The 25185-nt window shown below is 61.9% G+C and carries 28 protein-coding genes; 8 read left to right on the forward strand and 20 right to left on the reverse strand.

Going from position 1 to position 25185, the window contains the following annotated elements; genetic code table 11:
* Window positions 1-91: 91 nt before the first annotated feature.
* The 6 genes from C404_RS55145 to C404_RS60155 form a co-directional block, all read right to left on the reverse strand.
* A complete protein-coding gene (locus C404_RS55145; RefSeq protein WP_012435642.1) occupies window positions 92-1075 on the reverse strand; it encodes a CAP domain-containing protein in 984 nt (327 codons plus the stop codon).
* Between the two features lie 148 nt (window positions 1076-1223).
* Window positions 1224-1667: a hypothetical protein gene (locus tag C404_RS55150; RefSeq protein WP_012435643.1), complete on the reverse strand. Its 444-nt coding sequence runs from the start codon at window positions 1665-1667 to the stop codon at window positions 1224-1226.
* A 110-nt stretch (window positions 1668-1777) separates the two neighbouring features.
* Window positions 1778-2137, reverse strand: a complete 360-nt coding sequence (locus C404_RS59675; protein ID WP_012435644.1) for a hypothetical protein — start codon at window positions 2135-2137, stop codon at window positions 1778-1780.
* A gap of 146 nt (window positions 2138-2283) precedes the next feature.
* Entirely contained in the window at window positions 2284-3465 is a 1182-nt protein-coding gene (locus C404_RS55155) for a FlhC family transcriptional regulator (RefSeq protein ID WP_012435645.1), read from the reverse strand.
* 50 nt (window positions 3466-3515) lie between these two features.
* On the reverse strand, window positions 3516-4640 hold the full coding sequence (locus C404_RS55160; RefSeq protein WP_012755742.1) for a hypothetical protein: 1125 nt from the start codon (window positions 4638-4640) through the stop codon (window positions 3516-3518).
* Window positions 4641-5292: 652 nt separating this feature from the next.
* Entirely contained in the window at window positions 5293-5472 is a 180-nt protein-coding gene (locus C404_RS60155) for a hypothetical protein (protein ID WP_146049767.1), read from the reverse strand.
* Between C404_RS60155 and C404_RS55165 the strand changes: the two genes are divergently transcribed.
* The 6 genes from C404_RS55165 to C404_RS55185 all read left to right on the forward strand — a co-directional run bounded on the left by C404_RS55165 (window position 5471) and on the right by C404_RS55185 (window position 9260).
* On the forward strand, window positions 5471-5785 hold the full coding sequence (locus tag C404_RS55165) for a hypothetical protein (RefSeq protein WP_012435647.1): 315 nt from the start codon (window positions 5471-5473) through the stop codon (window positions 5783-5785). The two genes, C404_RS60155 and C404_RS55165, sit on opposite strands and share 2 nt — an antisense overlap.
* A gap of 97 nt (window positions 5786-5882) precedes the next feature.
* Window positions 5883-6311, forward strand: a complete 429-nt coding sequence (locus C404_RS55170) for a hypothetical protein (protein WP_012435648.1) — start codon at window positions 5883-5885, stop codon at window positions 6309-6311.
* An 8-nt stretch (window positions 6312-6319) separates the two neighbouring features.
* Entirely contained in the window at window positions 6320-7087 is a 768-nt protein-coding gene (locus C404_RS55175; protein WP_012435649.1) for a hypothetical protein, read from the forward strand.
* Between the two features lie 17 nt (window positions 7088-7104).
* Complete coding sequence (locus C404_RS55180) at window positions 7105-7638, forward strand: single-stranded DNA-binding protein (RefSeq protein WP_012435650.1); 534 nt, start codon at window positions 7105-7107, stop codon at window positions 7636-7638.
* Window positions 7639-7875: 237 nt separating this feature from the next.
* A complete protein-coding gene (locus tag C404_RS0130460; protein ID WP_012435651.1) occupies window positions 7876-8952 on the forward strand; it encodes a primase-helicase zinc-binding domain-containing protein in 1077 nt (358 codons plus the stop codon).
* Between the two features lie 101 nt (window positions 8953-9053).
* Complete coding sequence (locus tag C404_RS55185) at window positions 9054-9260, forward strand: hypothetical protein (RefSeq protein WP_225694718.1); 207 nt, start codon at window positions 9054-9056, stop codon at window positions 9258-9260.
* 81 nt (window positions 9261-9341) lie between these two features.
* On the opposite strand, the gene C404_RS60495 is transcribed toward C404_RS55185, so the two are convergent.
* The 3 genes from C404_RS60495 to C404_RS55195 form a co-directional block, all read right to left on the reverse strand.
* Complete coding sequence (locus tag C404_RS60495; RefSeq protein WP_012435653.1) at window positions 9342-9479, reverse strand: hypothetical protein; 138 nt, start codon at window positions 9477-9479, stop codon at window positions 9342-9344.
* Between the two features lie 117 nt (window positions 9480-9596).
* The gene (locus C404_RS55190; RefSeq protein WP_012435654.1) at window positions 9597-9983 is read right to left on the reverse strand and encodes a hypothetical protein; all 387 of its coding nucleotides are present in this window, start codon (window positions 9981-9983) and stop codon (window positions 9597-9599) included.
* A gap of 19 nt (window positions 9984-10002) precedes the next feature.
* Entirely contained in the window at window positions 10003-11001 is a 999-nt protein-coding gene (locus C404_RS55195) for a PRTRC system protein D (protein ID WP_012435655.1), read from the reverse strand.
* 1179 nt (window positions 11002-12180) lie between these two features.
* On the opposite strand from C404_RS55195, the gene C404_RS55200 reads away from it, so the two are divergent.
* Complete coding sequence (locus C404_RS55200; RefSeq protein ID WP_012435657.1) at window positions 12181-13368, forward strand: integrase domain-containing protein; 1188 nt, start codon at window positions 12181-12183, stop codon at window positions 13366-13368.
* A 9-nt stretch (window positions 13369-13377) separates the two neighbouring features.
* The gene (locus C404_RS55205) at window positions 13378-14535 is read left to right on the forward strand and encodes a hypothetical protein (protein ID WP_012435658.1); all 1158 of its coding nucleotides are present in this window, start codon (window positions 13378-13380) and stop codon (window positions 14533-14535) included.
* Between the two features lie 79 nt (window positions 14536-14614).
* On the opposite strand, the gene C404_RS60870 is transcribed toward C404_RS55205, so the two are convergent.
* The 11 genes from C404_RS60870 to C404_RS55255 all read right to left on the reverse strand — a co-directional run bounded on the left by C404_RS60870 (window position 14615) and on the right by C404_RS55255 (window position 25185).
* On the reverse strand, window positions 14615-14737 hold the full coding sequence (locus C404_RS60870; RefSeq protein ID WP_012435659.1) for a hypothetical protein: 123 nt from the start codon (window positions 14735-14737) through the stop codon (window positions 14615-14617).
* A gap of 25 nt (window positions 14738-14762) precedes the next feature.
* On the reverse strand, window positions 14763-15680 hold the full coding sequence (locus C404_RS55210; RefSeq protein ID WP_012435660.1) for a DNA/RNA non-specific endonuclease: 918 nt from the start codon (window positions 15678-15680) through the stop codon (window positions 14763-14765).
* 241 nt (window positions 15681-15921) lie between these two features.
* Window positions 15922-16494, reverse strand: coding sequence for a Lar family restriction alleviation protein (locus C404_RS55215; RefSeq protein ID WP_021197366.1), 573 nt, complete (start codon window positions 16492-16494; stop codon window positions 15922-15924).
* 80 nt (window positions 16495-16574) lie between these two features.
* Window positions 16575-16817: a hypothetical protein gene (locus C404_RS55220; protein WP_012435662.1), complete on the reverse strand. Its 243-nt coding sequence runs from the start codon at window positions 16815-16817 to the stop codon at window positions 16575-16577.
* A gap of 310 nt (window positions 16818-17127) precedes the next feature.
* Window positions 17128-17940: a hypothetical protein gene (locus tag C404_RS55225; RefSeq protein ID WP_021197367.1), complete on the reverse strand. Its 813-nt coding sequence runs from the start codon at window positions 17938-17940 to the stop codon at window positions 17128-17130.
* 34 nt (window positions 17941-17974) lie between these two features.
* Complete coding sequence (locus tag C404_RS55230) at window positions 17975-18268, reverse strand: hypothetical protein (protein ID WP_225694719.1); 294 nt, start codon at window positions 18266-18268, stop codon at window positions 17975-17977.
* Window positions 18269-18306: 38 nt separating this feature from the next.
* Window positions 18307-20136 carry a hypothetical protein gene (locus tag C404_RS55235; RefSeq protein ID WP_021197368.1) on the reverse strand — a complete coding sequence of 610 codons (1830 nt, stop codon included), beginning with the start codon at window positions 20134-20136 and terminating at the stop codon, window positions 18307-18309.
* A gap of 179 nt (window positions 20137-20315) precedes the next feature.
* Window positions 20316-21086: a hypothetical protein gene (locus tag C404_RS55240; protein ID WP_012435666.1), complete on the reverse strand. Its 771-nt coding sequence runs from the start codon at window positions 21084-21086 to the stop codon at window positions 20316-20318.
* A gap of 39 nt (window positions 21087-21125) precedes the next feature.
* Window positions 21126-22493, reverse strand: coding sequence for a hypothetical protein (locus C404_RS55245; RefSeq protein WP_012755744.1), 1368 nt, complete (start codon window positions 22491-22493; stop codon window positions 21126-21128).
* Window positions 22493-23713: a DUF1173 family protein gene (locus C404_RS55250; protein WP_012435668.1), complete on the reverse strand. Its 1221-nt coding sequence runs from the start codon at window positions 23711-23713 to the stop codon at window positions 22493-22495. The genes C404_RS55245 and C404_RS55250 overlap by 1 nt, the downstream gene beginning before the upstream one ends.
* An 11-nt stretch (window positions 23714-23724) precedes the next feature.
* Window positions 23725-25185, reverse strand: a complete 1461-nt coding sequence (locus tag C404_RS55255; RefSeq protein WP_012435669.1) for a 3'-5' exonuclease — start codon at window positions 25183-25185, stop codon at window positions 23725-23727.

Here is a 25185-nt window from a genome sequence, read left to right on the forward strand (position 1 = left end):
TCCTGACCGCAGGCAAGTTATTGAGAGATCGGCGACACAAAGAAAAAGCCCCACGGTGACTGTGGGGCTTTCTTTTTGATGGCTAGACTGTTTAGCCCACCACGTTGCCGGTCGTGAATGTGAAGCTGCGCGTGAACGGCGTGCCGTTGATCGTACCGGACAGGTTCACCGTGTACGGCGTGTTCGGTTGCAGCGGTGCGGTCGGGTAGGCGACGGCTTCGAACGCGGGGACCAACTTGTTCGGATCAGTTGACGAGTTGAGCAGTTGCAACGTCACCGTGTGCGAGGCGTTGTCGGTCATCGTGCCGGAAGTCAGCACAACGGTGTCGCTCGGGTTGGCCGCAACCGCGACAGGAATGCCCCACGAACCGCTGGTGTTCGGCGGCGCCGGCGTTTCACCGTTCGACGAGTAGGCCACACCGGTGGTGCCTTGGCACGGGAAGGTCAAGGGCATGTTGCCCGGCATCGTCTTAGGCGCATCGAAGCTCATCGAGGCGCGCACGTCGGGGAAACCGTTGAACAGCGTCTTGGAGACGCCGATGCCAACAATGCTCGACGGCCACACGCCCGCAGCGATGTGGTAGACGCCGGACAGCCAGCCGATAATGTGTTGCTGACCGTATTGGGCGTCGGTCAATGTCGCATTGGTGTAGTAGCCCCCGCTCACGCCGCCGACGTACTGATTGGGGAAGCCAGCCGCCACCGCGCGATCCTGATAGGTGACACCGGTGAAGCCAGTTTTGCCCGCCGTCTCGCTATCCGCAACTACGCCATTCGTGCTCATGTAGGCAGCGTGTGCTTGGGCGGCAGTGTCCAGCACAGTGTTTTCGGACAGTGCCGGAAAGCCACACTGCGTACGGTACTGGTTCAGCGTGTTGAACGCTGCCAGTTGTGCGCTCGTGCTGCCGTACTGCGGTGTCGTCTGGGTGCCGGTGACAGTCTGTGCCGGCGGAGTCGTAGTGCCGCCGGTCGAACCGCCAGTCGTGGACGTGCCACCGTCACCGCCACCGCCGCATGCGGTCAGTGCGAGAGTCGATGCAGCAGCAATTGCGAGGAGAGAGAGTTTGTTCGTCATTGATTTTCTCCGGTGATTTTGAGGTCGGTGATCGATATGCGACCACTTGATTTAATCGTAGCGTGCGGCTCAAGAAGTCAAGGATGCACTCCAGGTACTTCAGATGCCGCGCTCAACGTGTGCGGGGGCGGTCGGCAGCAACGCGTTGCTACTTGACCTTGTGCAGTTCCACGGGCCCGAGCATCGAAACGAGCAGATACCCCGTCGTCGTTGGGAAGTCCTTGTTGCTCCAGTTCGAAGGGACATGGACGAGCGCAAAGTCCTTCGTGGATATCCCGCTGACTGATTCACTAACGGCGCGGCCGAAGAGCGCTTGAGCTTGCTCTTTGGTCAGATCATTGACCGGGCCCTGGATGGCTCGCCAATTGCCGTTGTGGAACTCCTGAACGGCGAGTTTGCCGTCTGCCTTCTCGATCCGAAGCGTTGGCTCGAGCCCGTTCTTTCCCTGGACGGAGTATTCGCCGACGATGTCGCTCGTCGACGAGCCACATGCCGTGATGATGGCGGTGGCGGCGATGGCCAGCAGGAGCTTTGCCTTCTTGCGCACGGTTGCGGTAAACGCCGGGATGTCGAACTTGCAGAATGTGGTCATGTGATTGTGGGCTGTGAGTTGTGTCGGCTGGGGCCGTCGTGCTGATCGTGGTGAATGCATTATGGGTAAGCGCGCTTTCTCGCTTGCCGGTGCCGAAGAGTTGCGCGCTCCTAGCACCCCTCTGCCGAGAAATAGAGCGTCTTGCCGCAGGTCTTGCAAAAATGGGCGCGTGTGCCGGGCGCACGTCGAAGCGCGTGCACGCTGAGATGCTTGGACGAGCAGCGATCACACGTGATCGTGCCAGCGTCAGATACCAACCCCGGATGCTTCTTTCGATACCAGAAAAACGTATGTGTTCGAAACCGGTAGAGCCGGTACCAGCGCGGTGCGAAGAAGATCATGAGCGCGAGACCGAGGACCAGCGCAGGAGCGGTGCCGGCGTGCGATTTCCCGACTAGGGACGCGCCAGTCAGTGCGGTACCAAACAGCGATGCGGTACCAGAAACGAAGCGGGAAGCAAGATGGCGCATATCGTTGTCCTTTGTGGATGGGGAGGCACCCGCCGCCAGTCGTGACGCCGCGGCAGAGGCTTCTACGTCTTGAGCGTACGCCGAGAGAATCAGAGTCAAGCTCGGGCGGCATCGCCAGCCCATCCACCATTCGGGGCCCGATCCAGCTATGCGAGTTGTTTGCGCGGTTTGCCCTTGCGTGGCGCCGTCAACGCACCTGTGCATGACGGGCAATAGAAGGACGCCGCCAGTTCGATTTTTGGCGTGGTATTGCACGTCAGATAGTGCGTGGAACAGGTGCGGCAACTGGACATGGACAAATCGCTGCCGGTGGACACTGATCGGGCCAAATGGAACGCCCGGTCCGGGGTCAGCCGCGCGGCATCGCCGAACAGACGCCCGACGGTGTCGAGTGCGGTGATGAACGCCTCTGGCTCGTTCGCACGTGCGGCAAGGGCGCTCCAGTACAGCCAAATCAGCGTCGTCGACTGAATGCGGCTCGACACCGACTCCACGTACCAGGATGACGAGGAGGGCATCAGGCCGCAGGGAGACGATTCGCCGTGGATTTGTCGATAGAGAGCGCGCGCCGTAGCCGCGGTGCCAGGGAACATCGAGGCCACGCTGGATGCGCGGCAACGCAGGCCAATGAGCGCCTCGGTATAGCGTTCCATCTGCGCGCGGCCGACGCGGAAATTTCCCCAGCGTTCACGTTGCAGGGGCCGCGGGGCACGTGAGTCGCCGGCGTTCATCACGTGGTGGCAGATCGTCTCTTCCGAGATGAGGTTGGCCGAATACTCAAGCCAGAACATCGGATTCTCAAAACGCCAACGGAACATCGGGAAGTTGGCGCCGAAGATGGCAAGCTCCAGCTCGTGCTGAGACACGGTCACGAGATAGTCAGCCAGGTCTTGCGGCATGCCCAGCAGTTGAGCGGCAACGGGCGTGGAGTGGAGTAGGTCGACTACCATCCAGACGTAATCCTTGTTCTGGTGGAACAAGCTCATCTTCAGGCTGGGATCAAGGTTGCCGAATTCCGCCTTCACCTTGTCAATGGCCAGGGTTGGTGTCGTCTTCTTGATGAGGCTGCGCCAATCTTCGACGTTCTTGAACATCGGTGTCACGACCAGGAACGGTGTTCCCATCAACTGCCGCTGCCCTGCAGCGTTCTGCGCGAGCATGGCCAGCTCTTCCGGCCGCACTCCAAATACTGGCGCCACTTCCCGGTGCCGAAGCATGCAGGTGCCCATGAAATCCGCAAGCTGGTAGTTGATGGAACGGATCCGGTCGGTAATCCGGTCGGGAAGGATGAGCGAGTCTTTGGCAGAAAGAGCAGTCGAACGAGTCATGGCGAGAGAGTCAGTTGTTGTTTTTGGGACCGGCGCTTGAATCAGGCGGTTTACGTGCGTGTCCGGCGGGACACGCGGTTTGTGGTCTCGGTGGTCGCGAGCGCAGCGTTCACTTCACCGAGGAATTTGGTCAGGACGCCAGCGAGGCCTTCGAGAATGGGACGGCATTCGGCCGATGCGTTGGCAAAGATGGCCGTGAGTTGCGCAGACTGGTATTTGTGTGCGACGGATTCGATGTCGGCAACCAGCGTGATCATCTTCGCTCTGGCGTCAGCAGACGAGTTGATGTCGTCCTGCTGTTGTGCGATTTCCAGGTTGAGTCGATCAAGCTCGTCCTGCTTGCGCTTAACGTCCTCATTGGCCGCTTCGAGGCGACGGTTGGCTTCTTGGAGCGCATCGTCCAGGGTCTGGAGTCCTGGCGGCAGAACGTGCACTTCGACTGTCTCTTTCACAGCCGCCGGTTGGCCGCTCTCTGCCCTTGCTGCTAGCGCGTTGCGTTCGCGCGTGAGACGGTCGATCTCTTGCTGTAGCGTGCTGACGGTCGAAGAGCTGCGGGTGACCTGGAGTTGTGCTTCGTCCATGGCACGCTGCCGATTGGCCACCTCCTCCTGGGACACCGTGAGTTGGGCAGCCAGAGTTCGAATCTGTGCTTCAAGATCGCGGTTGTTGTTCAGGTTTTCGTTCAGCTCTTCCTGCGTGACTTGGAGCTGCAGGCCGGTATTGGTCAGATCCTCTTCTGTCTTCCGAAGCTTCTCGATGATCGGCCGGATGTCCTCGCGTTTAAAGCTATCCGTCTTCAACTTGTGCTCGATGACCTTGTCGACTTCGTCATCGGTGATGTCCTTGCGGGCCAAGATCTTCATCTCACCCAAGGTCAGGTTGGTGATGGCCCGGCTGTTGTTCGCAAACTTCCTGTAGATGTTGATGTAGAGAGCCACGCGTGAATCGGTCATCCGAAGGACGGTGCTTGCGTAGCTGGACAGCATGGCACTCCCGCGCTTCCTGGCCACGGTCTCATCACCGAGGGTGCGCGTGAGGCTCCCCATGATGATGCCGTCAATGTGGACCAGCCGTGCCCCAATTGCGATGAACTCGGCCACGACACGGTTTTGCGACTGCCAGATTTCCTCGGTCGCCTGTGCGATTCGGCCAATCGACGATTCGTCCAGGTCCATGAACTGGGTCCTCGCGAATGTCATGGCGGAGACAGAACCGTCGTCCGTGATCGTTTGCGCAAGCTGGAAGTCCGTATGAGTCATGTCGATGTAAGCCAGTGGAGTGTTCTCGTGACCGGAGCCAGATGTGCTCAGGCGCCAAACGGGCGGTGCGATGCGGATGGTTACCGCGAATGCACCTCCTCTTCGAGCCATCGTAAGGCGGTCAGGGAGAAGTCAAGTGAACGCGTGGCCTGCGATGTGCGAGAGCAAAATCGAAGGTCATCGGTTGGGGCGGGTCGGAAAGCGGCTACATACGAACGGCCTATTACGAATTGCTAAAGGAAGACGCGACTCTATCGTTGTATCGTTCGCCGAATCGCAATACTTAACCCCAATGAGGTGGGGTGTGGGTGCAGTATTTGGAGGGGTGCGTGAATTAAATGAAGCTAATATCAGTCGTCAAAGCGAATTAAGATTTTCTGAATGCATCTTCAAATGCCCCACAAAAGGGGGGCATCCGATGGCATGAGCGTCGCGTCATCCACTGCCTTGCAGCGGATAGGCTCGCGCGTGCGAGCTTGCGCGGATCCACTGCATCCGCTAAAGTTCGTGACATCTCCGCGTCGTTGACGCATCGAACTTGCGCTTGATGGAGCAACTCCATCTGGCTTCACAGCCGCTCAGCGCCATTCTCCCTTTCTGATTTGTCCCGGCTCAGCTTGTTTGCCTGACGCTCGCGCGTGAGGCAAGCACGTTGTTGCTTGCGGGATTCCTTGCTCATCCGAGCATCGAATGATCGCCTGGCAGCCGCCAGGAAATCCCTTGCCGCGTTTTCTGGAGAGAGAACCATGGAATCCCTGCTCAAGTTCGTCAATACCCCCTTTCGTCTGTTCTGCACGATGCTGGTGCTGTACATGGCCGCGCATTCGCATGCCATCGCCGTTGTCGTAGGCATCGTGTTCCTCTCGGTCATCTGGCATAGCCTGAAGAGCGAGAAGGCTGCACCGATCCCTGCTGCACCCGTCATCATCCCGCCGAAGCCTGCACAAGCCGAGGCGGACAAGGCCGCTCCCGCGGTGCGCCCGGCTGCCAACACGGCACGCTATGCGAAGTCCGCGGTTGTCACGCCCATGCTTCGCCCCAAGGCCGCCACGCGCCCTTGACCTCAGGCCTTCCCTTGGAAGGCGCCTTTAACCCCCTGTTGGTGGGAGTCTTCTCCCGCCAGCAGGTGGGGGGAGGCTGCCCCATGGAGAAGTCACCATGAATACCAATGCAGTCGCGTGGCAACTCGATTTCTTCGGGGATGCTGCTGCCGTAACCCCCACGCAACACAAGCAAGACCCTCTCCCGGATCCGGCCTACTGGTCCGACTCGGTCAAGGAGAAGATGGTCGACGCTCTCATCAGCCTCGCATGCGACAGCCGCCGAGGCGACAACATGCCCGAGTCCCTTATCGACTGCGCCGACATGCTTCGCGCGCGGATGCGCGGAACCCTCTATGACTTGGAGGATTACCGCATGACGCTCGGCTGGATCTTTCACTACTGGGACGGTGCGCTGCCGTACCTGTACGTGTGCGCAGTGACCGGGGTGAACCCCGAAGTCCTGCAGGACGTCATCCTGAACCAGCCTAGGCTGAAGAAGGATCTCGACGAACTGAGGCATTCGTTCTGCGGCACGCTGTTGTAGGAGGCCGCATGACGTTCCTCGAATCGCTCGTGAAGGTGCTCCTTCCCAAAGCCGACAACCCTCAGCGTCACGCAGACGCCGAACCCATCAAGGTTGGTGCTGGCGGCAACAACGAAACACAGATGACCATCAGCGGTGAGCCGCACCTGTTTCGCGATGAAGGTGATCGAGTCGCGCATTTCGTTGCGCTCTTCGAGAGCCGTCTCACCGAGACCCCGTTCGGTCCCAAGCTGCTGCCTGCCTTAATCCCCCATTGGTCTCTCAAAGCAGTCCACGAGGGCTTGAAGGTGACGGAGGTGGTGGCACAGGTCATTCAGGGCGGCGTCCAGCCTTCCTCAGTCAAGCAGGAGCCGACTCGCAGTGCGGCTGCCCCTAGACGGGCAGTGCCCGAAACGACGGAGGAAGCACCGGTTGAGGCCGATGCGCAGGCCCGCCGCGCACGTGCCCCTGAAGCGCGCTCGCGTGCCACCTATCACGGTCGCATCAAGTCGTGGGGCGAAGAGCGGTTCCCTGATCGCAAACGTCCCGGTAAGTCCTACAAGAATTTTGCGTTGAAGCTCGAAATGGCCTCAGGCATGGAGACGCTGCAGGGCGAAGGCCTGAAGGACGCAATCTCGGAGGCGGGCTGCAAGCTCGGCGACGCAGTTGAGGTCAAACGCCTTCGCAAGATCAAGGTCCCGGCCTTCGATGAAAAGAGTGGTGACCCCGTTCTCGATGAGAACGGCAACCAAAAGGTTCATGACAAGTGGCTGTGGTCCATCTCCGTAGCCCATTAACCAAAAGGTAATTCCGTATGGCTTCAGTCAACAAGGTCATCATCGTGGGCAACCTCGGTGCTGATCCGGAAACACGTTACATGCCCAGTGGCGACGCGGTCACCAACATCCGCGTGGCAACCACCGATCGCTTTAAGGACAAGGGTAGCGGTGAGATGCGCGAAGCCACCGAATGGCATCGCATCGCGTTCTTCGGTCGCTTGGCGGAAATCGCTGGCGAGTATCTGAAGAAGGGATCGTCGGTCTACATCGAGGGTCGTCTGAAAACCCGTCAATGGGAGAAAGACGGCCAGAAGCAATACAGCACCGAGATTGTCGCGGAGCAGATGCAGATGCTTGGCGGCCGACAGGGCGCCGGTGGTGAAAGTGAAGGCGGTGGTGGTTACTCGCGCGGTGGCGATGATACTAGCGGTGGCCATGGCGGTAGCCGCAGCCAGGCTGGAGGAATGAGCCGCAGCGCAGGCGGCAGTGGCCAGGGCAGTAGTGCACGTCGTCAACCCGCGCCGTCCAACGGCTTCGAGGATTTTGACGACCCGGACATCCCGTTCTAGTCCTGATCGACAGGGCTCATTTGTAGTTCTTCTCAAGCGCCTCTGGGCTTCCACGAAAGTGGAACCTGGAGGGGCAACTTCCTCTCCTGCGCCGGCGGTCGCTTGGCGCATCCCCCTTCGAATCTCACCCCCAAGACGTCGTGCTGAAAAGACGGTCTGCCCGTGCGGGCCGTCCTTTGAGCAAGCGTTCCCTCGCCTGTCTCAGGCATCGACCAACACTCCACCTGGAGTCATCCCATGAAGAAACTGAGTGAAATAGTGCAAAACTGGACGCCCACTCAATGGGATGCTCTGGTGAACCAATACCTGCCGGCGGCTTTCCTCACGGAGAGCTTCTGGAAGGGTAGGCCTGGCCCGTGCCCGATCTGTGGTGGGCACGATCGATTTACCTACGACAACAAACGTGGTCGCGGCGATTGGGTCTGCCGCAAATGCAACGCTGGTAGCCCCAAAGCCGGAGACGGCATTGAGCTCGTGTGTCGCGCGACTGGTATGTCGTATCACGAATTGACCTGCAGATTGAACGGCGAACCCGTTCATCCAATCGGTCCCTTGGTCAATCGGCCGGTCGCCTGTCGGCAAAAGAAGTCAGCCGATCCCGTCTGGAAGAAGCGCCGCATCCATAAGCAGTGGGATGAAGCAGTGTCTCTCACGCCAGGCGACCACGTGATGCACTACTTGGCCGCACGGGTTCCGGGGCTCCGGGCGCCGCGTCCGCAATCGTTGCGGGTTGCGATGCAGGACTACCTGTTTGAGGACGAGGTGATCGGCCGTTATCTAACCATCATCGCCAAATTCACCTTGCCCGATGGCCAGATGGCGACCGTGCATCGAACCTCGTTGGACCCCGTCAAGCCGATGAAGGCGACCATCATCAGCAAGGACGGGGAGGTATTGCCCGCCAAGCGCAATGACGTGTCGGCGTTGCCGCTCGCCGGCGGCGCGGTGCGGCTGATGACGCCTCGTAACGGTGAGATCGGGATCGCGGAAGGGCTGGAGACTTCCTACGCTGCCTACATGCTCTTCGGTGTGCCGATGTGGTATTGCCTCAATCGCGTGCTGGTCAGCCAGTTCGTTGTGCCAGAAGGTCTTGGCATCCACACCGTGCACATCTTTGCCGACTTTGATGCAGTGGATCCAAAGACGGGAAAGTCGCCGGGAATGTCCGATGCCTTGACGCTCGCCAAGCGCTTGCGTGCGGAAGGCTTCACGGTTGTCATCCATCGGCCGAAGCTGCGCGGTACAGATTTCTGTGACGAGTGGTGTGCTGAATATCAGTCGCGCGCTGTGCATCACGAGGCGGTTGCCGCCTAAGTTCGTTGCCGCCTTCGGGTGGCATTTTCTCTTTACTTCTGCCCTGTGGGTTCGTCCCACAGGGCGAATTCCCTGGGCGCATTCTGGAGTTCGCTATGCCCATGAAGGGATTCATTCAAGTGGTCGGAAAACTGCAGATCCACGCGATGCGCATTGTCGATTCGCTGGAGGTTCCAGCGGGCAAGTCTGATGCGCAGTGCTACCACGTCTTTCGCCGCAGCGACGGCGGCAGCATGGAGTTCGTTGGCAAGGACAGCGATCTCGATTTCGTCGAGACGTTCTGTCTGCAACGTGCATCGCTGCACTGATTGAAGTACCCAACCCTAACGAAAAACGCCCGGCACTGCCGGGCGTTTTTTTTCGCCTTCGATTCGTGATTCGCCGGGCCGTTACTCGTGGCCGACGGGCCGCTGGGCAAACCGGCCGAGCACGACGCGCGCGGCTTCCAGAATTGCCATGCCGGTGCCGGCGATCAACCAGAATTTGGCGGTATTGACGTAGTTGAGGTGAGCGAAGAAGTCAGCCATTTCAATGCCTCCTGAAGGGTGTGAGGTTACACGAACGCGGTTGCCTTTGACCGCTTGATGTCTTCAGGATACCCGGGCTGTCGCCATGTCAACCTTTGGCGCCGCTACGCTGCAGGGTTAGTTTGGAAAGAATCGCGCCATGGCTTCACCGAGGTGCTCGGCCATCGCCGTTGGCAGTCCATCAGGCGAAGGCGAGTCGGACTCGGACAAGGCGGCCGGATCGAAAGCGGGGGCGGGCGAAGGATTTGGCCGTGCCACAGACTCCGCGAGAGCGAACGGCGCTGGTGCTGCAGACACGAGTGTGGCGACAGCCGGTGCAATGGCCTGTGCCGGCACCAGATTTGTCTGCACCGCTTGCCTAGCCAGGAACGCGGTGTAGCCGAGTTCTGCCATGTGCCGCAGCGCGTGCGCGCGTTGTTTGGAATCCAGGATGCCGGCCAGATAGGGGAAGAGAGTCGGCGCGGTGACGGGCGTCAGCGTGACCTTGATCGAGAGCTTGTCCATGGTGGAATGGCGCCCCCGATTACTTCTGCTTCACCGGGCGCGTGCTACCAATGTCGTAGAAGCCGCTCACATTAGCGAAGCACGGGGAGGAAAGGGCATGGATGGGGGTGCGCGGGAACGCGGCACGAATGGCAGGCACATAGAGTGCGCTGCCGCCGCCGGCGAGGATGATCGCGCGGATGTCTTCGGTTCGGCCGACGCGGGTCTGGATTTCCTTGACGGCGAGCTGGCAGACGCTGCGCGCTTTTTCCAGATACGGCGTGAGATCGATCTCCTTGTCGAAGAACAGCATCGGCTTTTTGTCGCGCAGGCACTTGTCGATGCGCTCAATGCCGGTGACAGGCTCACCCTCGTCCTGCTCAATCAGCGATGCGATCTGCTGATAGATCTTGGACGAGCCGCCCGGTACGCCGCCGCTGCGATTGTCGTCCATCGTGAAGCCCTGGGCGACCACCCAATCGGTGGTGAAGTAGCCGACATCGATGACCAGGTGCGCGTTGTCGGCATCGAACTTGGTGTTCTGTTGGCGCATAAACGTCACCAGCGCGCCGAGCGGTTGCGGCAAGCAGATGACCGATCCGATCTCAACGGGTTCGCCCCCGAAATCAAGCGTTCCTGTGAAGCGATCGCGCAAGTAGGAAGCGTATTTCTGGGTCGTGTGAACGGGCAGGCCTAGGATCAGTTGGCCCACCTCCGATACCTGGGCGAGGCGCAGGGCGCCACCCAGCAGCGCGGCGTACTCGTCTTTGGTCACAAAGTCCTCCGACAGCGTGCGGCCGGTCTGACCATATGCCGAGGAGAGCGACACACCGGGGCCGACTTCGTATTCCACGCCGTCAATGGCAATGGTGATTACGTCGCGCGCTTTGAAGAAGCCGTTCCCGTGGTTGGCAAGCGCGCGTGGCGCGGCTTGCGGCGCGAGGGACGGGAACATGTTCAGCTTGGTCTCGGAGCCCATCGGGAACGCGAACTTGGTGTTTCCGTATCCGACGTCGACGGCAACGGTGGCGGCTTTCATGGTGCAGACCTTGTGTTGGGGCGGAGCAGCTTCCGCCGGGGCAGTGGAATGACGCGTGAGGGCGACATGACACGTAGCTCCCCCTTGCGGGAGACGTAGATGTCACGACGAGCTGGGCGAGATTGGTCAGCCTCTGCTAGTGACACGTAGCTGCACCGTGCGGTGCACGTGAGTGTCACGTGGTTCAGCGCATAACCGATCGGTGCCCGCCGGTGACACGTAGCTTCCCCTTACGGGGTATGTACGTGTCACGTCGCCTTACGTTGGGACTGTACGAGGCTGCGCCGGCTGTTTGATGGAAGAAAGCCCGTCAATCTTGCGTAGCTTTCGTGCGGCGCAATTCACTGGGCTGCCCTATCCTTGAGTCACCACACGCGTCCCCCGACGCATCGATAGCTCCGCGAAGACCGCGGAAACTCAGGGTGAGCCGGCGACCAAGAGGTTGTTGGGCACCAATGTTCGTGCCGGATAGTCATCCGGCATTTTTTTCAAGCAAATCAAGTGGATGGGGCCGGAGAGTGAGGCCACCGGACACCGCGATACCAAAACGATCAGCGCGCTGGCTGTGAAGCTAGACCGCAGTGCGTACAAATCCGAAGCCGAACACCGAACAGTGTTTGTGGATGGAACGCGATAAGACGCACCCGTTCAGCCAGAGGGCTGGGCACGAATCACAAGGCCCGATACACAGCGGCGGAGATGGTTCGGCTTGTGGGTGGGATACGAGAGCGACCCGAGCAAGGGTGACCGCACGTATCTGAACGTGACGACCGGTAGGCGCAGCCGGCACCAGAAATGCGCAAGGAGAATCTCACACCAGGGCAAAAGCCTGTGGGCGAGTGAAGGCCGCGGAGTCGCGTGCCTTGCTCGTGTCGGCAGGAAGGCGTCGCAAGATGCCGGCCGGTGTGTAGGCCGCGAAGCGGTGAGTCAGCGCGCAAGCGCAGGCTCGCTGCAGGACGGACAGTCAGAACGCATTGCTTCCATGCGTCGGGCTGATCGATTGGAATCGCTAAAGGCGGGGAAGTTGGGCCTGGCCGGGGGAACCGGCAGCCGACCGTGGTGGGTCGGGTAAAGGGGAAGCCAGCACGGGGGTGCGGATTCCGTGAGTGCGGCGCGGTTGCCGGCGGGGAAACCTGCGTCGAGGACGTGCGCGCTGCGCAACCAATACTCGGAGTCACGGTGCAGACGCGCATCAATCTCAAGCCGATCCTGGCGAACTACTCGCTGCCGGAACGGTTCAAGTCGGAATTCGCGGTCTTGGCGGGCGAGAACCTGCACAAGCCGCACAGCCAGACCCGCGTCAGCGGTCGCGCGCTGTCGTCGATCTCGCAGAAACAGCGCGCGCAGATGTTGCTCAGTCTCGCAGTGGAGCTGCGTGAGGGCGGCTTCACCATCATGTCGCCCTACAACCTGGCGGAGAAGCACCTGCGATGGTTGGTGCAGCGTTGGGTGACAGAACGAAACCTCGCGGTGGGCAGCGTTGAACTGCGCCTCTCACACCTGCGCGCGCTGTGCTCGTGGATGGGCAAGACCAACATGGTGGGCGGCATCGATGACTACGTGGAGAGGCCGGCAGGCTACACGCGCAGCTACGCCGCCGAGACCGACCGTTCTTGGGACGGCAACAACATCGACGCGCTAGCCAAGATCGAGGAGATCGCCCAGACGGATGCCCACGTCGCAATTCAACTGAAGCTTGAGGCAGCGTTCGGGTTGCGCGCGAAGGAAAGCTGGCGACTGCGCCCAGCGCGCGACCTACTTCCATCGGGCTATCTGCACGTGCAGGACGGCACCAAGGGAGGCCGGCCGCGACAGGTGCTGATCGAGTTCGATTGGCAGTACGACCTGCTTGCGGAGGCGGCTGAGTTGGCCGCGTGCACGAATCCCGAACGGGGCTCCCTGATCCCGGCGACCTATACGCAGGTGCAGTGGCGCAGGCGCTTCTATACCGTGCTGGAAAAGCACGCCGTGACCAAGCGCGGCGACGGTGTCACCGCCCACGGTCTACGACACCAGTTCCTGCAGCAGATGTACCAACGGCTGACCGGTGAGCAAGCGGCCATCAAGGGGGGCGCACGCGTTCTCGACCGTGAAGCGCACAAGGACGCCATGACGCGGGTGGTGGAAGCCGCCGGCCACAGCCGCAAGGAGAAGGCCAACGCCTACCTGTCGACGCATTCCGCGATCGCAGCCCGGAGCCGGCCCGTCGTCACACGTGAGATGGCCGTCGCGGCGGTTGCCGCGGCCAATGGGGTCAAGCTGAAGGCGGCAGAGGCCCTGGGCATTTCGCGCCCCGCACTGTATCGCCTGCTTGCCAAGCCCGCCGAGGCGGGTACTGCGGCCGGCCATCGGCACTTCACGGGATGAGGTCGTGCGATGACTGAAGATGACGCAATGGCCGATGGCGATTGGGATACCTACCTGTTTCCAGAGCCAGAGCTGCGGGCGTGCACAGACGAAGAACTGTACACACTCATCCGAGAGAACCTGCCAAACGCGACCGCGGAGACTGACGGCACCGACCTGTTGACGGACGTGGCCATCGATCACGCTCAAGACCTGATCGAGCAGGCCCGCGATTTGCTGCTGGCTCGTGGGGCTGCTATCTCGCCGCAATGGCGCGCAGCGCTCCGCTTCCTGCGGTGGCCGCTGAGCCCAGCGGAAGTCACGGCCAACCAAGCTCGGCGGCTTCGCGAGATCGAGGAGGATCGGCTTCGGCGGGCGCACGCCGCGAAACTCGGGGTGGACATCCTCCAGGCAATTCGGACGGTGATGGACGGCGGCCGGCTACCGCTCTCCCTCTCGTTAGAGGGGGTGACTGTCAGCATTGGCTGGGGCCTGCGGACATCGGATGGTGAGCGCAGGAGCATCAGCCCCAGTGGGGCCGAAGTTGTGCGTATGCGGGACGCACTTGCCGCAGCGGGGTGCTGCCACTGTCAGATCCACGGCGCGTCCCAAGATGGGATTCCATTCGAGGAGGCGCCTACGCCGGAGTGGTCTCTCAACTTCAGTGTGCCGACGAATCGTGCCGGGTGGGATCTGCTGAAGCAATGGTGGAAGGAAGGGCGGTTCAGCCACGCGCCACACGTCTGGATGTACCGGCCAGAACTTGGCGACCCCGAGTTCTTCTGGCACTGGCCACTCGATGCGTGTTGGCCGGGCAGCGCACCTGCGTGGCGGCGCCTGTATGGGCATCTTGGTTACGTCGACCTCCCTTGGGTGCGCTTTCATCGTCGGGTGCACGGCAATTGCTGGGAGCGCGACGAAGTGAGAGTGGAATGGGCTGCAGGAGAGCTCCGGTACATCGAGTGCGCCGAAGAGGCTGACCGAGAGGCTCAGCGGTTGATCACGTCGGGCGAGATACTCGCCTACAAGATCTCGGCCAGAGCTGCTATGGACGCACATGCCGGTGCCGGTGCCGGTGCCGGCCCGGCCCCGGTTGTGCGATCGCGACTCGCAGAGCTGCTCGCCCGGGTTTGCGGAATGCTTGGGCGTTCGTGCTCATCGGGCGCGGCCGACCCAACGAAGAACTGATCGCGCGCTAGACGCGTTCAGGACAAATAACGCAAAAGCCGCCAACGGTGTGGCGGCTTTTGCGGGATTGGTCGGCGGGTTAGAACGGCGGGCTGGTCCCGGCGATGTAGGAAAGGTACAGCGCGACGGCCACAGCGATCAGCCAGAAGCTGACACGACGGCCCAGGGTTTGGGGAGATCCGTACGGTTGTTGGGCTTTCATGGGATGCCTCCATTTAGATTCCATCTTAGCGAACGGCGGCGCTGATTGCGCGGGCCAGCCGCCATACGTTGGGAACGCGGGCCACGGCAGTCGGTCCGACATCTTCCACCTCCGCTGCCGGCGCGCGGCTCAAGAGATCGTTGAGGGTGGTCTGCCGACCAGCCTTCTCGTGCGGATGCGGGGTGGGCGGCGGCAACTCCATCGCCTGATCGCGCGTCGCGGCCGGCAGCCGGGGGAACGGGTCGACGCCGGTGAATTGTGCGAGTTTGGCGATGCTGACCACCGCATATTTCGGCGTGGCATCGTTGGGTGCGATGTAGGCTGCTGCGCCGACGCCCGGGACGTAGATCGCTTTCCACAGATAGTCGGGTACCCGTACATGTTCGTTGAGGTAACGGGCCTTGCCGTCCGTGAATGCTGGGCCGGTCACCACGTAGGCTTCGCCGGTCTGCCGTACCAGGCGGCGGGTCGACGTCTCCAGGTGGCTCCACATGCGGCGGTTGCTGACCGAGTTCTGCGGGACGACGTTGGCCAAGCTGAAACTTTCCTGTTGCGATGCCAGGTCGCCGAAGTCCCCGCTTGGCGACATGTGGCCACGGTCAATCTGGACGTGCGAGCTACCGTGGTAGTCCTGCAGGGTGGCGCGGGCGGTTGCCGGCAAAGACGTCTCTTCGAAGAAATCGCTTTCGCGCGGCAGCTCACGCGCCTGGTTCACCGCCTGCGCGGTCAGGTGTTCGGCTGACCACAGCGGTGTCCGGGTCGCCGAGGACACGAGCACCGCGTAGGCGCGGTAGCAGAGCAGGTGGCTGGCGCCAGCGTGCTTGCTGGACAGCACCTTCGGTTGCGCGCCGTCCGCGACCGATGCGCCGCAGTGATCGGGAGAGGCGCCGGCGACCTGGAGGAATGCAGAGAGGGCAACGAAGAGCAGGGTTTTTTTGAGCACGGCAGTTGGGATCCGGGTTGACCTAGATCCATCGTGCCTTGTAACGGGCAATGTCAAGTACCCGAAAGCGAGAGCTTCTGCGGGCCGATTTGCGTGAAGGGTTTGGGAGTGCTGGGCACGGAACGAGATCCGGCCGGCCAAAGCATGGCCGTTACCGCACGGTCATCTACCGCGCGTCGACGCCATCGTCAGTTGGAAGGTCAGCGCCTCGCCGATCGCGCGATCATGGTGGCGAGGGGCGCTAGTCGAGCTGAGGCTCCAGGGCATCCACCGCACGCGCGACGAATACGTCCATGCGCGCGAAGGCATTTTCTTCGCCTTCAACCAGTTCGGCGTCGAACGCGTCGAGTGGTTCGAAGCGGATCCAGGGACGGCCATCGACGTAGATGACCTTGGCCAATCGCACGAGCTTGCGATACCGGCCGGCGTCTTCAAGGACGGTGGCCATTGGTACTTCCGCGGCGGCGGGGGAAGCGGGCCTGCTGAGCTGGGCGGCCATTGCCGCGAATATCGGTCCGCGGGTTTCCCAATCCATGGCATTGCGGGCGATCGCGTCCAGCAGCATTGGGATGTCCACCGGCGTCAATTGGCGACGCGCGATCGAGGCCAGCTCGTGTTGATCGGTTGGGCGATACTCGACGCGTCGGTTCCAGATCAAAGCCAGCTCGTCGTAGGCCGCTTCTTTGGAGGTTCCGATTTGCACGGGCGGCGTGCCAATGCCGCACTGTGTACACACAATGACGGCCTCCTTTCGGCCAGCGAAGAACCTGGCCCGTCCGCCGCAGTGACCACAGCCGATCAGATCGTCAAACATACCGTTGGGTCTCGATGATTGGATTTTAAGTCCGGATTATGCCTGTCGCCGAGTTTGTTGAACCACCACTGCAGACGGGTTTATGTTGCAGCGGCTCCAAAATATGCGTGAGACGTCGCCAAAATCCTGATGGCGGCGCTTTCCATGAAGCCTTGGATGATGGCTTCAGCCTCGGCGCGGGCGCGGCCGAACGCCCAGAACTCGTGCAGCCAGTGGCCTCCTGGGCTGTCTGGCCCCTGCTGGAGGCCGATGGACAGGGCGCCGCGCACGGCGATGATCGTTTCAGGGTGGGGAAATTCGGAGGAGAGATCTGCTGGGGGCATGTACTACGTTATTTGGTAAAGGCCAACTTCCTCACTGCGCTTTTGAGGAATGGCTGGAGATAATGCGGAGAATAGCTGGGCGGCACCAGAATGTATGTTCATTGTGCGTGCCGATTGTTGCTGTTGTGCGGGATCAAGTCAGCGAGGCGACGTGGACGGCGCCGCGGGTTTGAGCAACTGGTCGAGCATCCGGCAGCGAAGCTCGCAGGCTGCTTTGCCCCAGGCGCTACCGCTCTACCTGTGGCGTTCGGCGAAGGGAAGGCCGGTCGTCGGGCTGCGACCACTGAAGATGCTGCGGAGGTTGACGTGCTCACGCATGGCCGCCGCCGCCCACCGGGGCGCTGGCATGTGGCTGGCCGGGAAGGCTGGGCCACATGCTGCTATCCGCTCCGGAAATGTTCGTGTGCCAGTTGGCGAGTGCCGCAGCGGTCGTGATCGTGTGATGCAGCGCCTTGTCAACGTTGCCGGCCTGCAGGTACATCATGGAGCGGGTTTCGAGGTGGCCAACGAGAAAGACCCAGTCCGCTGGCGACTTGTCGGCGTCCTTGGCAGTTCCCCAACGCTGGCGCTGGTGGGCGGCTTCTTGCACGACCCCGCGGGCAAAGTCATGCAGCTCGGGGCTGTTGAGCAGTTGCTCTGCATTCAGTGCCCGGGCTCGCCAGTGGTCGAGCTCTGCGATCTGAGGGCGCGTGATGTCGAGAGAATGGCGCAGTGCATGCCAAACATGCGAATCCAGAGATCCCCGCTTGTGCGCGTAGACCGACTGGGCGAGCACCTTGCGATCCGAAGTGCAGCGGCGCAGTGTCACCCAGGTGGAGCCGTCGTCATCGGCCACACTGATTTCCCAGCCGGGAGGTAGCCATGGCGCGGCATTGTTGGATTTCTGGCATGCCCGGCAGGGAACCTTGCCTTTGTACACCGTCAGCTCGCTACCGAAGCCGTGGCAACTCGCACATGGCGCCTCGGGCATTGCCGTTGCCGCCGGCGTGGTGGTCGATTCCCCTTGTGGCCAGCCAAGAGCCTTCTGAGCCCGGTCAAAGGCGGGGCGGACGGTATCCGGAATGCCGTCTTCCTGGCCCGCCCACCATTGCACTGAAAGAACGAGGTCGGCAAGCAGCGTCATGGCTTCGTGTTGAGTTGTTGCCGGGGAAGCGTTCTCATTCGTCTGCTGCATCGTTGACCTCCGTCGTCGTTGCTGTGCTGTGTGGAGCGGCCTTGCCATTGCCTCGTTGGTAGCCTGGACACCCACCGCCCGAATAGTCGAAGCCGGAGCAACCATCGGTTGCGTGTGGGCACAGCGCGGCGCCGCATTCCTTGCTCATCGGGAGTACCTTGTGGCCCCTTGCCTTGTCGATCGTCAGCTTGGTGCGCGCCTCGGCTGGCGTGAGCGAGCGCCCGGTGGCATCACGGAAGAGGCCAATGTAGTCGTCCGGGTACGTGCTGCTCCGCACGAAGCCCTCGATGTCCAGGTGTATATGGAACCCCCACATCAGCGTGGGCCCTCGTCTGCGTCAATCGACGCAGCACCGGGCGTATCGCGCAAAACTGTGTGGCCATCGGCGTCAGCGTTGGCCGTGCCGACTCCGTCAGCGCACAATCGCAGCTCCTGGGGTCCTGGGTAGAACTCGACCACGTCGTAGCCATGCTCCTTCCAGTCGTCGGCGATCGCCTTGCTGTCGGTGATGGGCACGCACACAGCGGGATGCGTCGTTTTCCAGATCGCGGGCCGTGACGTGTCCGGCCGGCCCTTGTCGGCCAGCTCGTCATCCACCGCCGTTGGCCCCAGCCACTGAGAGCCCTCGCCGGGGCACTCGACGTCCCAGGCGAGCAGTCCGTCCTTGTAGGGCACAACGGCGACCTCTGCGTCGTGACCACCGAAGAACTGCTGCAGGCTCTCGGCCTGGCGGAGGGTGATGAGCAGCATGGGGCGCCGCGCCGGTGTAATGCCCGCAGTTTGATGATCGCGGATTCGCTGCAGCACAGCGCGGGTGCGGGGTCCGCAATGGCCTTCGTCGAGACACCAGTCGATCTCGGCAGCCAGCGCGGCATTGTCAACCTCCAGCGTCGCCGGAACGACAGGGGCGCCACTCAACGCCGGTGGCCACGGCTCCGGCATTAGGTGCGTGACGTTGCGTGCCGGCTCGGTACCGGGCTCGCCGTTGCGGTCCGGATCAAGCTCGTAGAAGTCGGTGGCCTTCAAGGTATGGAACCGCTGGCCACCGTACAAGGGGTACACCTCGACTTCACAGCCACGGCCTCGGAAATGCTTCGCGGTGTCGTCTGCTTCACTGCGCGTGCGTACCAGCAATACTTTGTATCCGCTCACAGCCACGTCGAACGCCCTCGGCTCGCCCTGCTGTAGGTCGGAGTGGTGGGGGCAATCATCGTTCGTGCACTGAAACTCCTCGCCCATCTCGGCCAGTGCGCTTTCGATCGTCGGATATGCCGCTGTGTCCCAGCAGCCCGGGTAGTGGATCGCCGCCGCCAGACTACTGCCCAGGACTTTGCGGACGGCGGCCAATGCTCCGTTCCAGCCTTCGTTGTGGTGCTCGGTTGCAAGATAGGCTTCCGTGCCGCTCCTATGCGGGTTGTGATGTTTTTCGCTCAGCATTGCGCTTGTTCGCTGTGGTTTTCTTGAGGTCCGGCCGAACGGCTGGTCCCCATTCTGAAATGGGCTGTCAGGAGGCAAGGCACCGCAACCGTCCTCATGGACAAACAGCTCGTGAACGCCGCGCAGCGCGTCCATGACGCCTTTCGCATGCGCATCGGACAAGGCGATGGCGCCAGCTGGCGCCTCTTCCTCGGCTGCGCGCCTCTCGCGGTCCACAAGGTCCAGCATGGACAGGCGACGTATCACATCGTGGCCGTCAATCTGGCCGACGACCCTGATGGCGGCCAACATGTTGCGAAGGGTGGAGGGTTCACCGGCACCGGCACAGTCCGCGGGAACTGCTGCCGCGGGTGGCATGCTGGCTTGCGGGGCGTCGGCACGCCGCCATTTGTCGAACTCTCGAAGGAAGACCGTGTCGGCGAGCAGGCCAGCGATTGCGTTGGCAATCAGCCCGCGTTCCCGTGGAGTCGGGACATGGGACCCCAGCGTGCCGTGTAGCTGGTATCCGGACACAAACTGGTCGACCACCGCTTGCACCGGCGCGTACGCTGGTTCCTGTCGGTCAGCATCATCTACGGCGGTCACCGCATTCAGCGCGGAGTGGTAGCCGCAACGAAAGCCTGGCACAACGAGTGCGCCATCTGGCACGCATTCGACGCAAGCATGATCGAGGGTGCGGTCTCTGCTGAGCAGAATCCATTTCGCCATGGTGAGCGTGGCGTTCGCGCGGGCGCGGCCATCGGGACCGCATGCGACTGCAGGGCTGGAGGATGCGGAGGTGTTCATCGTCAATTGTGTGCGAGGCGGCTGGCCTCGGGTGGCAATGGATTCAGATCAGCGTAGCCAGCCCAGTACAAAGTCAAGGGATGGCACCAGCCGCTCGGTGGTCATGCCGTCGCGAGTTGCGCGTCAAGCGTGTCGAGTGCCGGAACAGGCAAACGTGGCGAGCCAGTGGTCGGCCCAGCGCGAGGGCGTTCGGTCGACGCGTCGAAGGCCGCCGATTTGTCGCGCGTCAGAAGCTCCCCCAAACGAGAGGGAAGTTCTGCCAACACGAACGCGCATAGGTTCGTGTCTTGATCATCCAATGCACTGGCCGCGCGGCGCCGACCGTCGGTGCCGGCGTTCGAGCGCCGGCAATGTCGATCCCCAGCGCCAGCCATCCGAGCCAGTAGCGGCTGCGCTTCGGAGGGAACCGGTGCGGCGCGATCCTGCACCACCTGGAGCACCCGCAGAAGGTCTGACGCTTGCTCACGTGCGCGTTCCAAGTCAGTGAGGTAGGCCCGCAGGTGGGCAATTTCAGCGTCGAATTCCTTCAATTCCTGGTAGCGGATCTGACTGAGATACGCCGTAAGCGCGTATTGGAGGATCGACAGCGACTCACGGGTTTGCTTGCGGGGAAACACCGCAAGGAATTTGCGCCCGCGGTGGAATTCCGCGATGACGTCGGAGGTCATGAATGCGGGGAGCCTGACCTGAAGCGAACGAACAACCGACCGAGAGACGGCCGGCACCAATATGCCGACCTGCGCGGCGAGATAGGCCGTGCGAATACGCTGCGCAGCACAGAGCTGTGAGTGCACCCGGTCGGCACGACGGCTCAGTGCCGACAGCGCCTTGGCCAGCGTGCTTTGCGCTGCGTCGATCAATTGCTCTGCCATTCCATCCTCCGATGTCGTGTACGCCCGGGAGTCAGTCGTTCAGGCCACCTGCAGGTCGCCGGCGGCCAGCGCTGGCACGCGTGTCACCATGAAGCGGCGCACCGCGCGCAACCCCTGAGCCGAGTAGAAGGCCTCATTGGCCACGGATATCGGAAGCGCAATTACGTAGCAGGGATTGCCGTTGGCAAACTGGATCTGGGTCGACCCGTTGGGCAGCGCCACGTTGTGCTCGCGCCCACGCAAAAAGACGACTGCCACGGTGGGTTTGCCGGGCTCCTGAAACAGTGCATAGGTGGGTTGAGTCGCCAGCACATCGGCCGGCAGGCCCGGCTCCTCGGGATCGCCTGGGAGGAAAACGCGCCGCTCGTCGGACCAGACGTAGATGCGAAGCGCGCCGGCGTGGCGCATGCCGTCGGGTGCCGCGCCGTTCCACCAATCGCATAGAACGCGCACGGCCGGGTCAGCCTCGTAGTCGCTGCCACGACTGGGCATCTCGCCGCCGGCGGCTGTGAGTGCCTTCACCAGTGCGTCATAGTCACCCGTGACCGTCTGGTTGTCGCAGGCCTGCTCGAGGTCAGCGCGCCGGCGCTTCTTGGCCAGTGAGACCGGAATGCCGTGGAAATCAGCCAGGCTCGTCAGGTTGATGCGCTCGACGATGGGCCGATCTGCATTCCAGATGCCGGACAGCCATTCGTCCGTGCGATACAGCAAAACGAATTTTTGGCCTGCATCCGTTTGCGGAGTGGCCGCGAGCGCCTGTTCGAGGTCGCTTGCCGCAATCTCTGACTCCTTGAACCAGCCCAGGAACGCATCGTCGGGCTGCATGAGCATCAAGAGATCCAGGATCAGCCCTACCTCTTCCGGGTCGCAATAGAGCGACGCAAAACGAAGAGCATTGCTTTCGAGGTTGGGCGAGCGCATGACGACCCCGTACACGCTCTTGTCGTCCCGCTCGCTCAGCACCAGCACCGGCCAGTTCGAGAGGCTGTCCTTGGCAGTCAGGCCCCACTTGACCGGCCAGCTGTCCTTGAGCACGTCGTGCTCTGCAAGGTGCAATTCGGCGGACCGGAAAGGCGATTGGGCCAGCAGCTCGCGCACGATGTCGTCGGGCTCGGCAGCGAACGTGCCGGTAATCGGAACCGGGCGCGCCAATGCATAGTGGACCGTCGCGCTTTTGACATCGCTGTCGTTCGGAACAACGGCCACGTAACGGAACAGGCGTGCGGTGCCGGTCACCCTGTCATGCTGGTCAAACAGCCAATCACGAATTGCCAAGCATTGCGTGTCTTGCATGGGGGGTTCCTTGTTGACGATGTTACCGGTCATCGCCGGCGACTTGAGTGAGCTGAGCGGGGCGCCTGGTTGCATGCGTGCGCCATCGGCAGAGCGGTTCAGTGGAGTCTTCATCACCGGTCTCGATGTGTCGGCGGGAGGCGGGTGTCCGCTACGGGGTGTTTGTTCGGGTTCCATTCGACCAACCGGATACCGTTGGTCGCGTAGTACTCGCGCTTTTCCTGCATCCGCCGGTCGTACTCGCGGTTGCCGGTCATGCCGAGCACTTCGATAACGGTGCGCTGGTCGACATCCTTTAACTCGAAGTCCGGGTGGACTGCGGCGGCGCCCACATGGCGCAGTGGCTTCTCGAACCTGCGCTGCAGGCGAATCAGGTGGTCGGCCATGACTGCCTCGTGCGACGAGTCGCATGGCAGGAAGGACGAGTTGGTCAACATGGCTGCCATGTCGGCGACGTGCAAGTAGCCATTGGCGGTCTTCTCGACGGCCAGGACCGCCACGCTCCGCAAATCCTTGCGGCCGAGACCGGCCAGCGCAGTCGCGTAGGAGCGTGAGACCTTCTGAAACAGCGCATTGGACATGAAATACCGCTGGTGGCTTTGGCGCAGCACCAGCATGCCGCCGTGAGCGCTCGGTTTGAACTCGCCGACCTCGCCGATGATCAGCCCCCGGTGCGTCGTGGTGCCAGCAGTGGTCAGCCGCGCGACGAATGCATCGAACTCGGCAAGGATCTCGGCCTTATGTTCCGGGTCCCACCTGCGCATGATGTGCAGCACATCGGCTGCCGGGCGGCCGTTGATTTTCGCGTCGGCGAACTCGGCACTGAGCATGGACCAGCATGCATTCCAACCGCGGTATCCCTGATCGGCCCACGCGTGCAATCCAGCCGCCTCCCAGGCGTATTCGAGAAATGCGAGGAGAGGTGCCGATCGGCGATGCGCTCGCGGCGCACTGGAGGCCTGGGGTGATCGCGGGCCAGGCTGGCCGGTGCCGGGCTGTGTAACCTCCAAGGACAGATCAAGCTGAATGAGGTGCTTGCCGTTCCGGGTTTGGAATGGGCCCTTGGTTCTTGCCGTCGCCGTGGCGTGGCCTTTGCGTTCCTGAAACGGGCACCCCTGACGATGCTTGTAGTTGGCATCTGGCCAGCGCGCCAGGATGAACGCCGACCGGAGGCGCCGGATGACGAGCTTCGGCCGAGGGGCATGCTCTGTGCAGCCGCACTCGGCGAACCCTTGAATTCGCTTGGCGCGCTCGAGCTGGGTTGTGTAGCGGCCCGGGTTCTCCAGCACCTCAGCAAGGTCGAAGTCGGACGGGCCGATCCGGATCTTGATCATGGTGTGCCCCTTTACACCCCGGCATCCCGGAACATTCTGTGCATGTCAACTTGGATGGCAGTGATGTCCAGGTTGCGCTTGGCGCGCGTGAGTGCGACATAGAGGAGGCGCTTCTCTTCCGTGTCCATCGTGTACTTGCCGTCGTCGTCCGTCTTGAACCTGAAGTCGCCGGCAATGCGGACCGAGTCGTACTCAAGGCCCTTGACCTGATGGATGGTCGAGACCACGTAATCGGCTTCGGACTCTGGGCTGACAGTGCTAAGCAGCTGGCGGACGTAGGGGATGCCTTCATCGTCGATCAGCTTGACGAACGGCTTCAGGTCTCGCCCGGCAAACGAGTCGGCGTAGTCCTGCACCTCCGACCAGTTGGCGAACAGGGATAGCGCGGTCGGATAGTCGGTCCGCTGGCCGCACATCAGCCGTTCGGCGCCGTCCAGGAAGGCCATGATGTCGCGGATATTGGCGCGGATCGCGACCTTTTCGCCGCGTTGGAGACCATCGGCGACATAGGACAGCACCGTTGCATTCTTGCGGCAAAGCACGGCGTTGACCTTCAGCTCGCTCGGCGAGATGTCCTTGTGGATACGCGATGCAATGCTGGCCTGGCCCCTGACGGGCACTTCCTCGTCCATCGTGCGCAGGATGCGGGTCGCCAGCGCAGCGATCGGCTCGCCAAAGCGGAAGGACAGCGTCAGCGCACGCTTCTGCGCCTTGATGTGGTCCATCGCGTTGACGGCACCGCGCCACTCGTAGATCTGTTGGTACGGGTCGCCGACATAGATCACCTGGGCCGATTGGCGTCGAAGCACCGAAAGCATCAGGCCGTTTGCGTCTTGCGACTCATCGAATAGGATGTAGTCGGCAGGGATGGTCGGCCGGCTCAACTGCCACAGCTTGACGTACACGTCGTGGGAGATAGCGCCCGGGGATTGGGGGTTTTGTGATTCCTCCCAGAGCTTGACGACCGAAGGCAGCAGCGCATGGCGTAGCGCTTCAGCCGCTTGCTCGGTGATCAGCGGATCGACCGGGATGTGCCAATCGAGCGGCGTCGGCTTGGCAGAGCCACAGAACCTGGCCAAGCCGTCTCGCACCATCCGGCCAAGCTTGGCGGAGGTCAGTTCAAGGTTCTTCCCGATCGTTGTCGGGACCTTGATAGGCTGTAGGCCGAATCGCTCTGCGAGGAGGTAGTTGGGCTCCAACGGATTACGGAGCTTCCGGGTGATGTCGGCCGATACGGATCTGTATGCCTGGGAGTTGACCGTTCCGCACCGCACGGACAAAGGGAACTTGCGCTTGGCCTCCTCCGCAATGAGGCGATTGAAGGCCAAATAGACACCACGAGCCCGCCCTTTGGCGGTCGAGACGAGGCCTAGGGTGGAGGTCTTGCCGGCGCCCGCACGAGCGTCAACCTTCAACGGTTCGCCATCCAAGGACGCATCAACGACAGCGGTTTGCTCTTCGGTAGGCTGCAT

The sequence above is a fragment of the Ralstonia sp. AU12-08 genome (assembly GCF_000442475.1).
GTDB lineage: Bacteria > Pseudomonadota > Gammaproteobacteria > Burkholderiales > Burkholderiaceae > Ralstonia > Ralstonia insidiosa.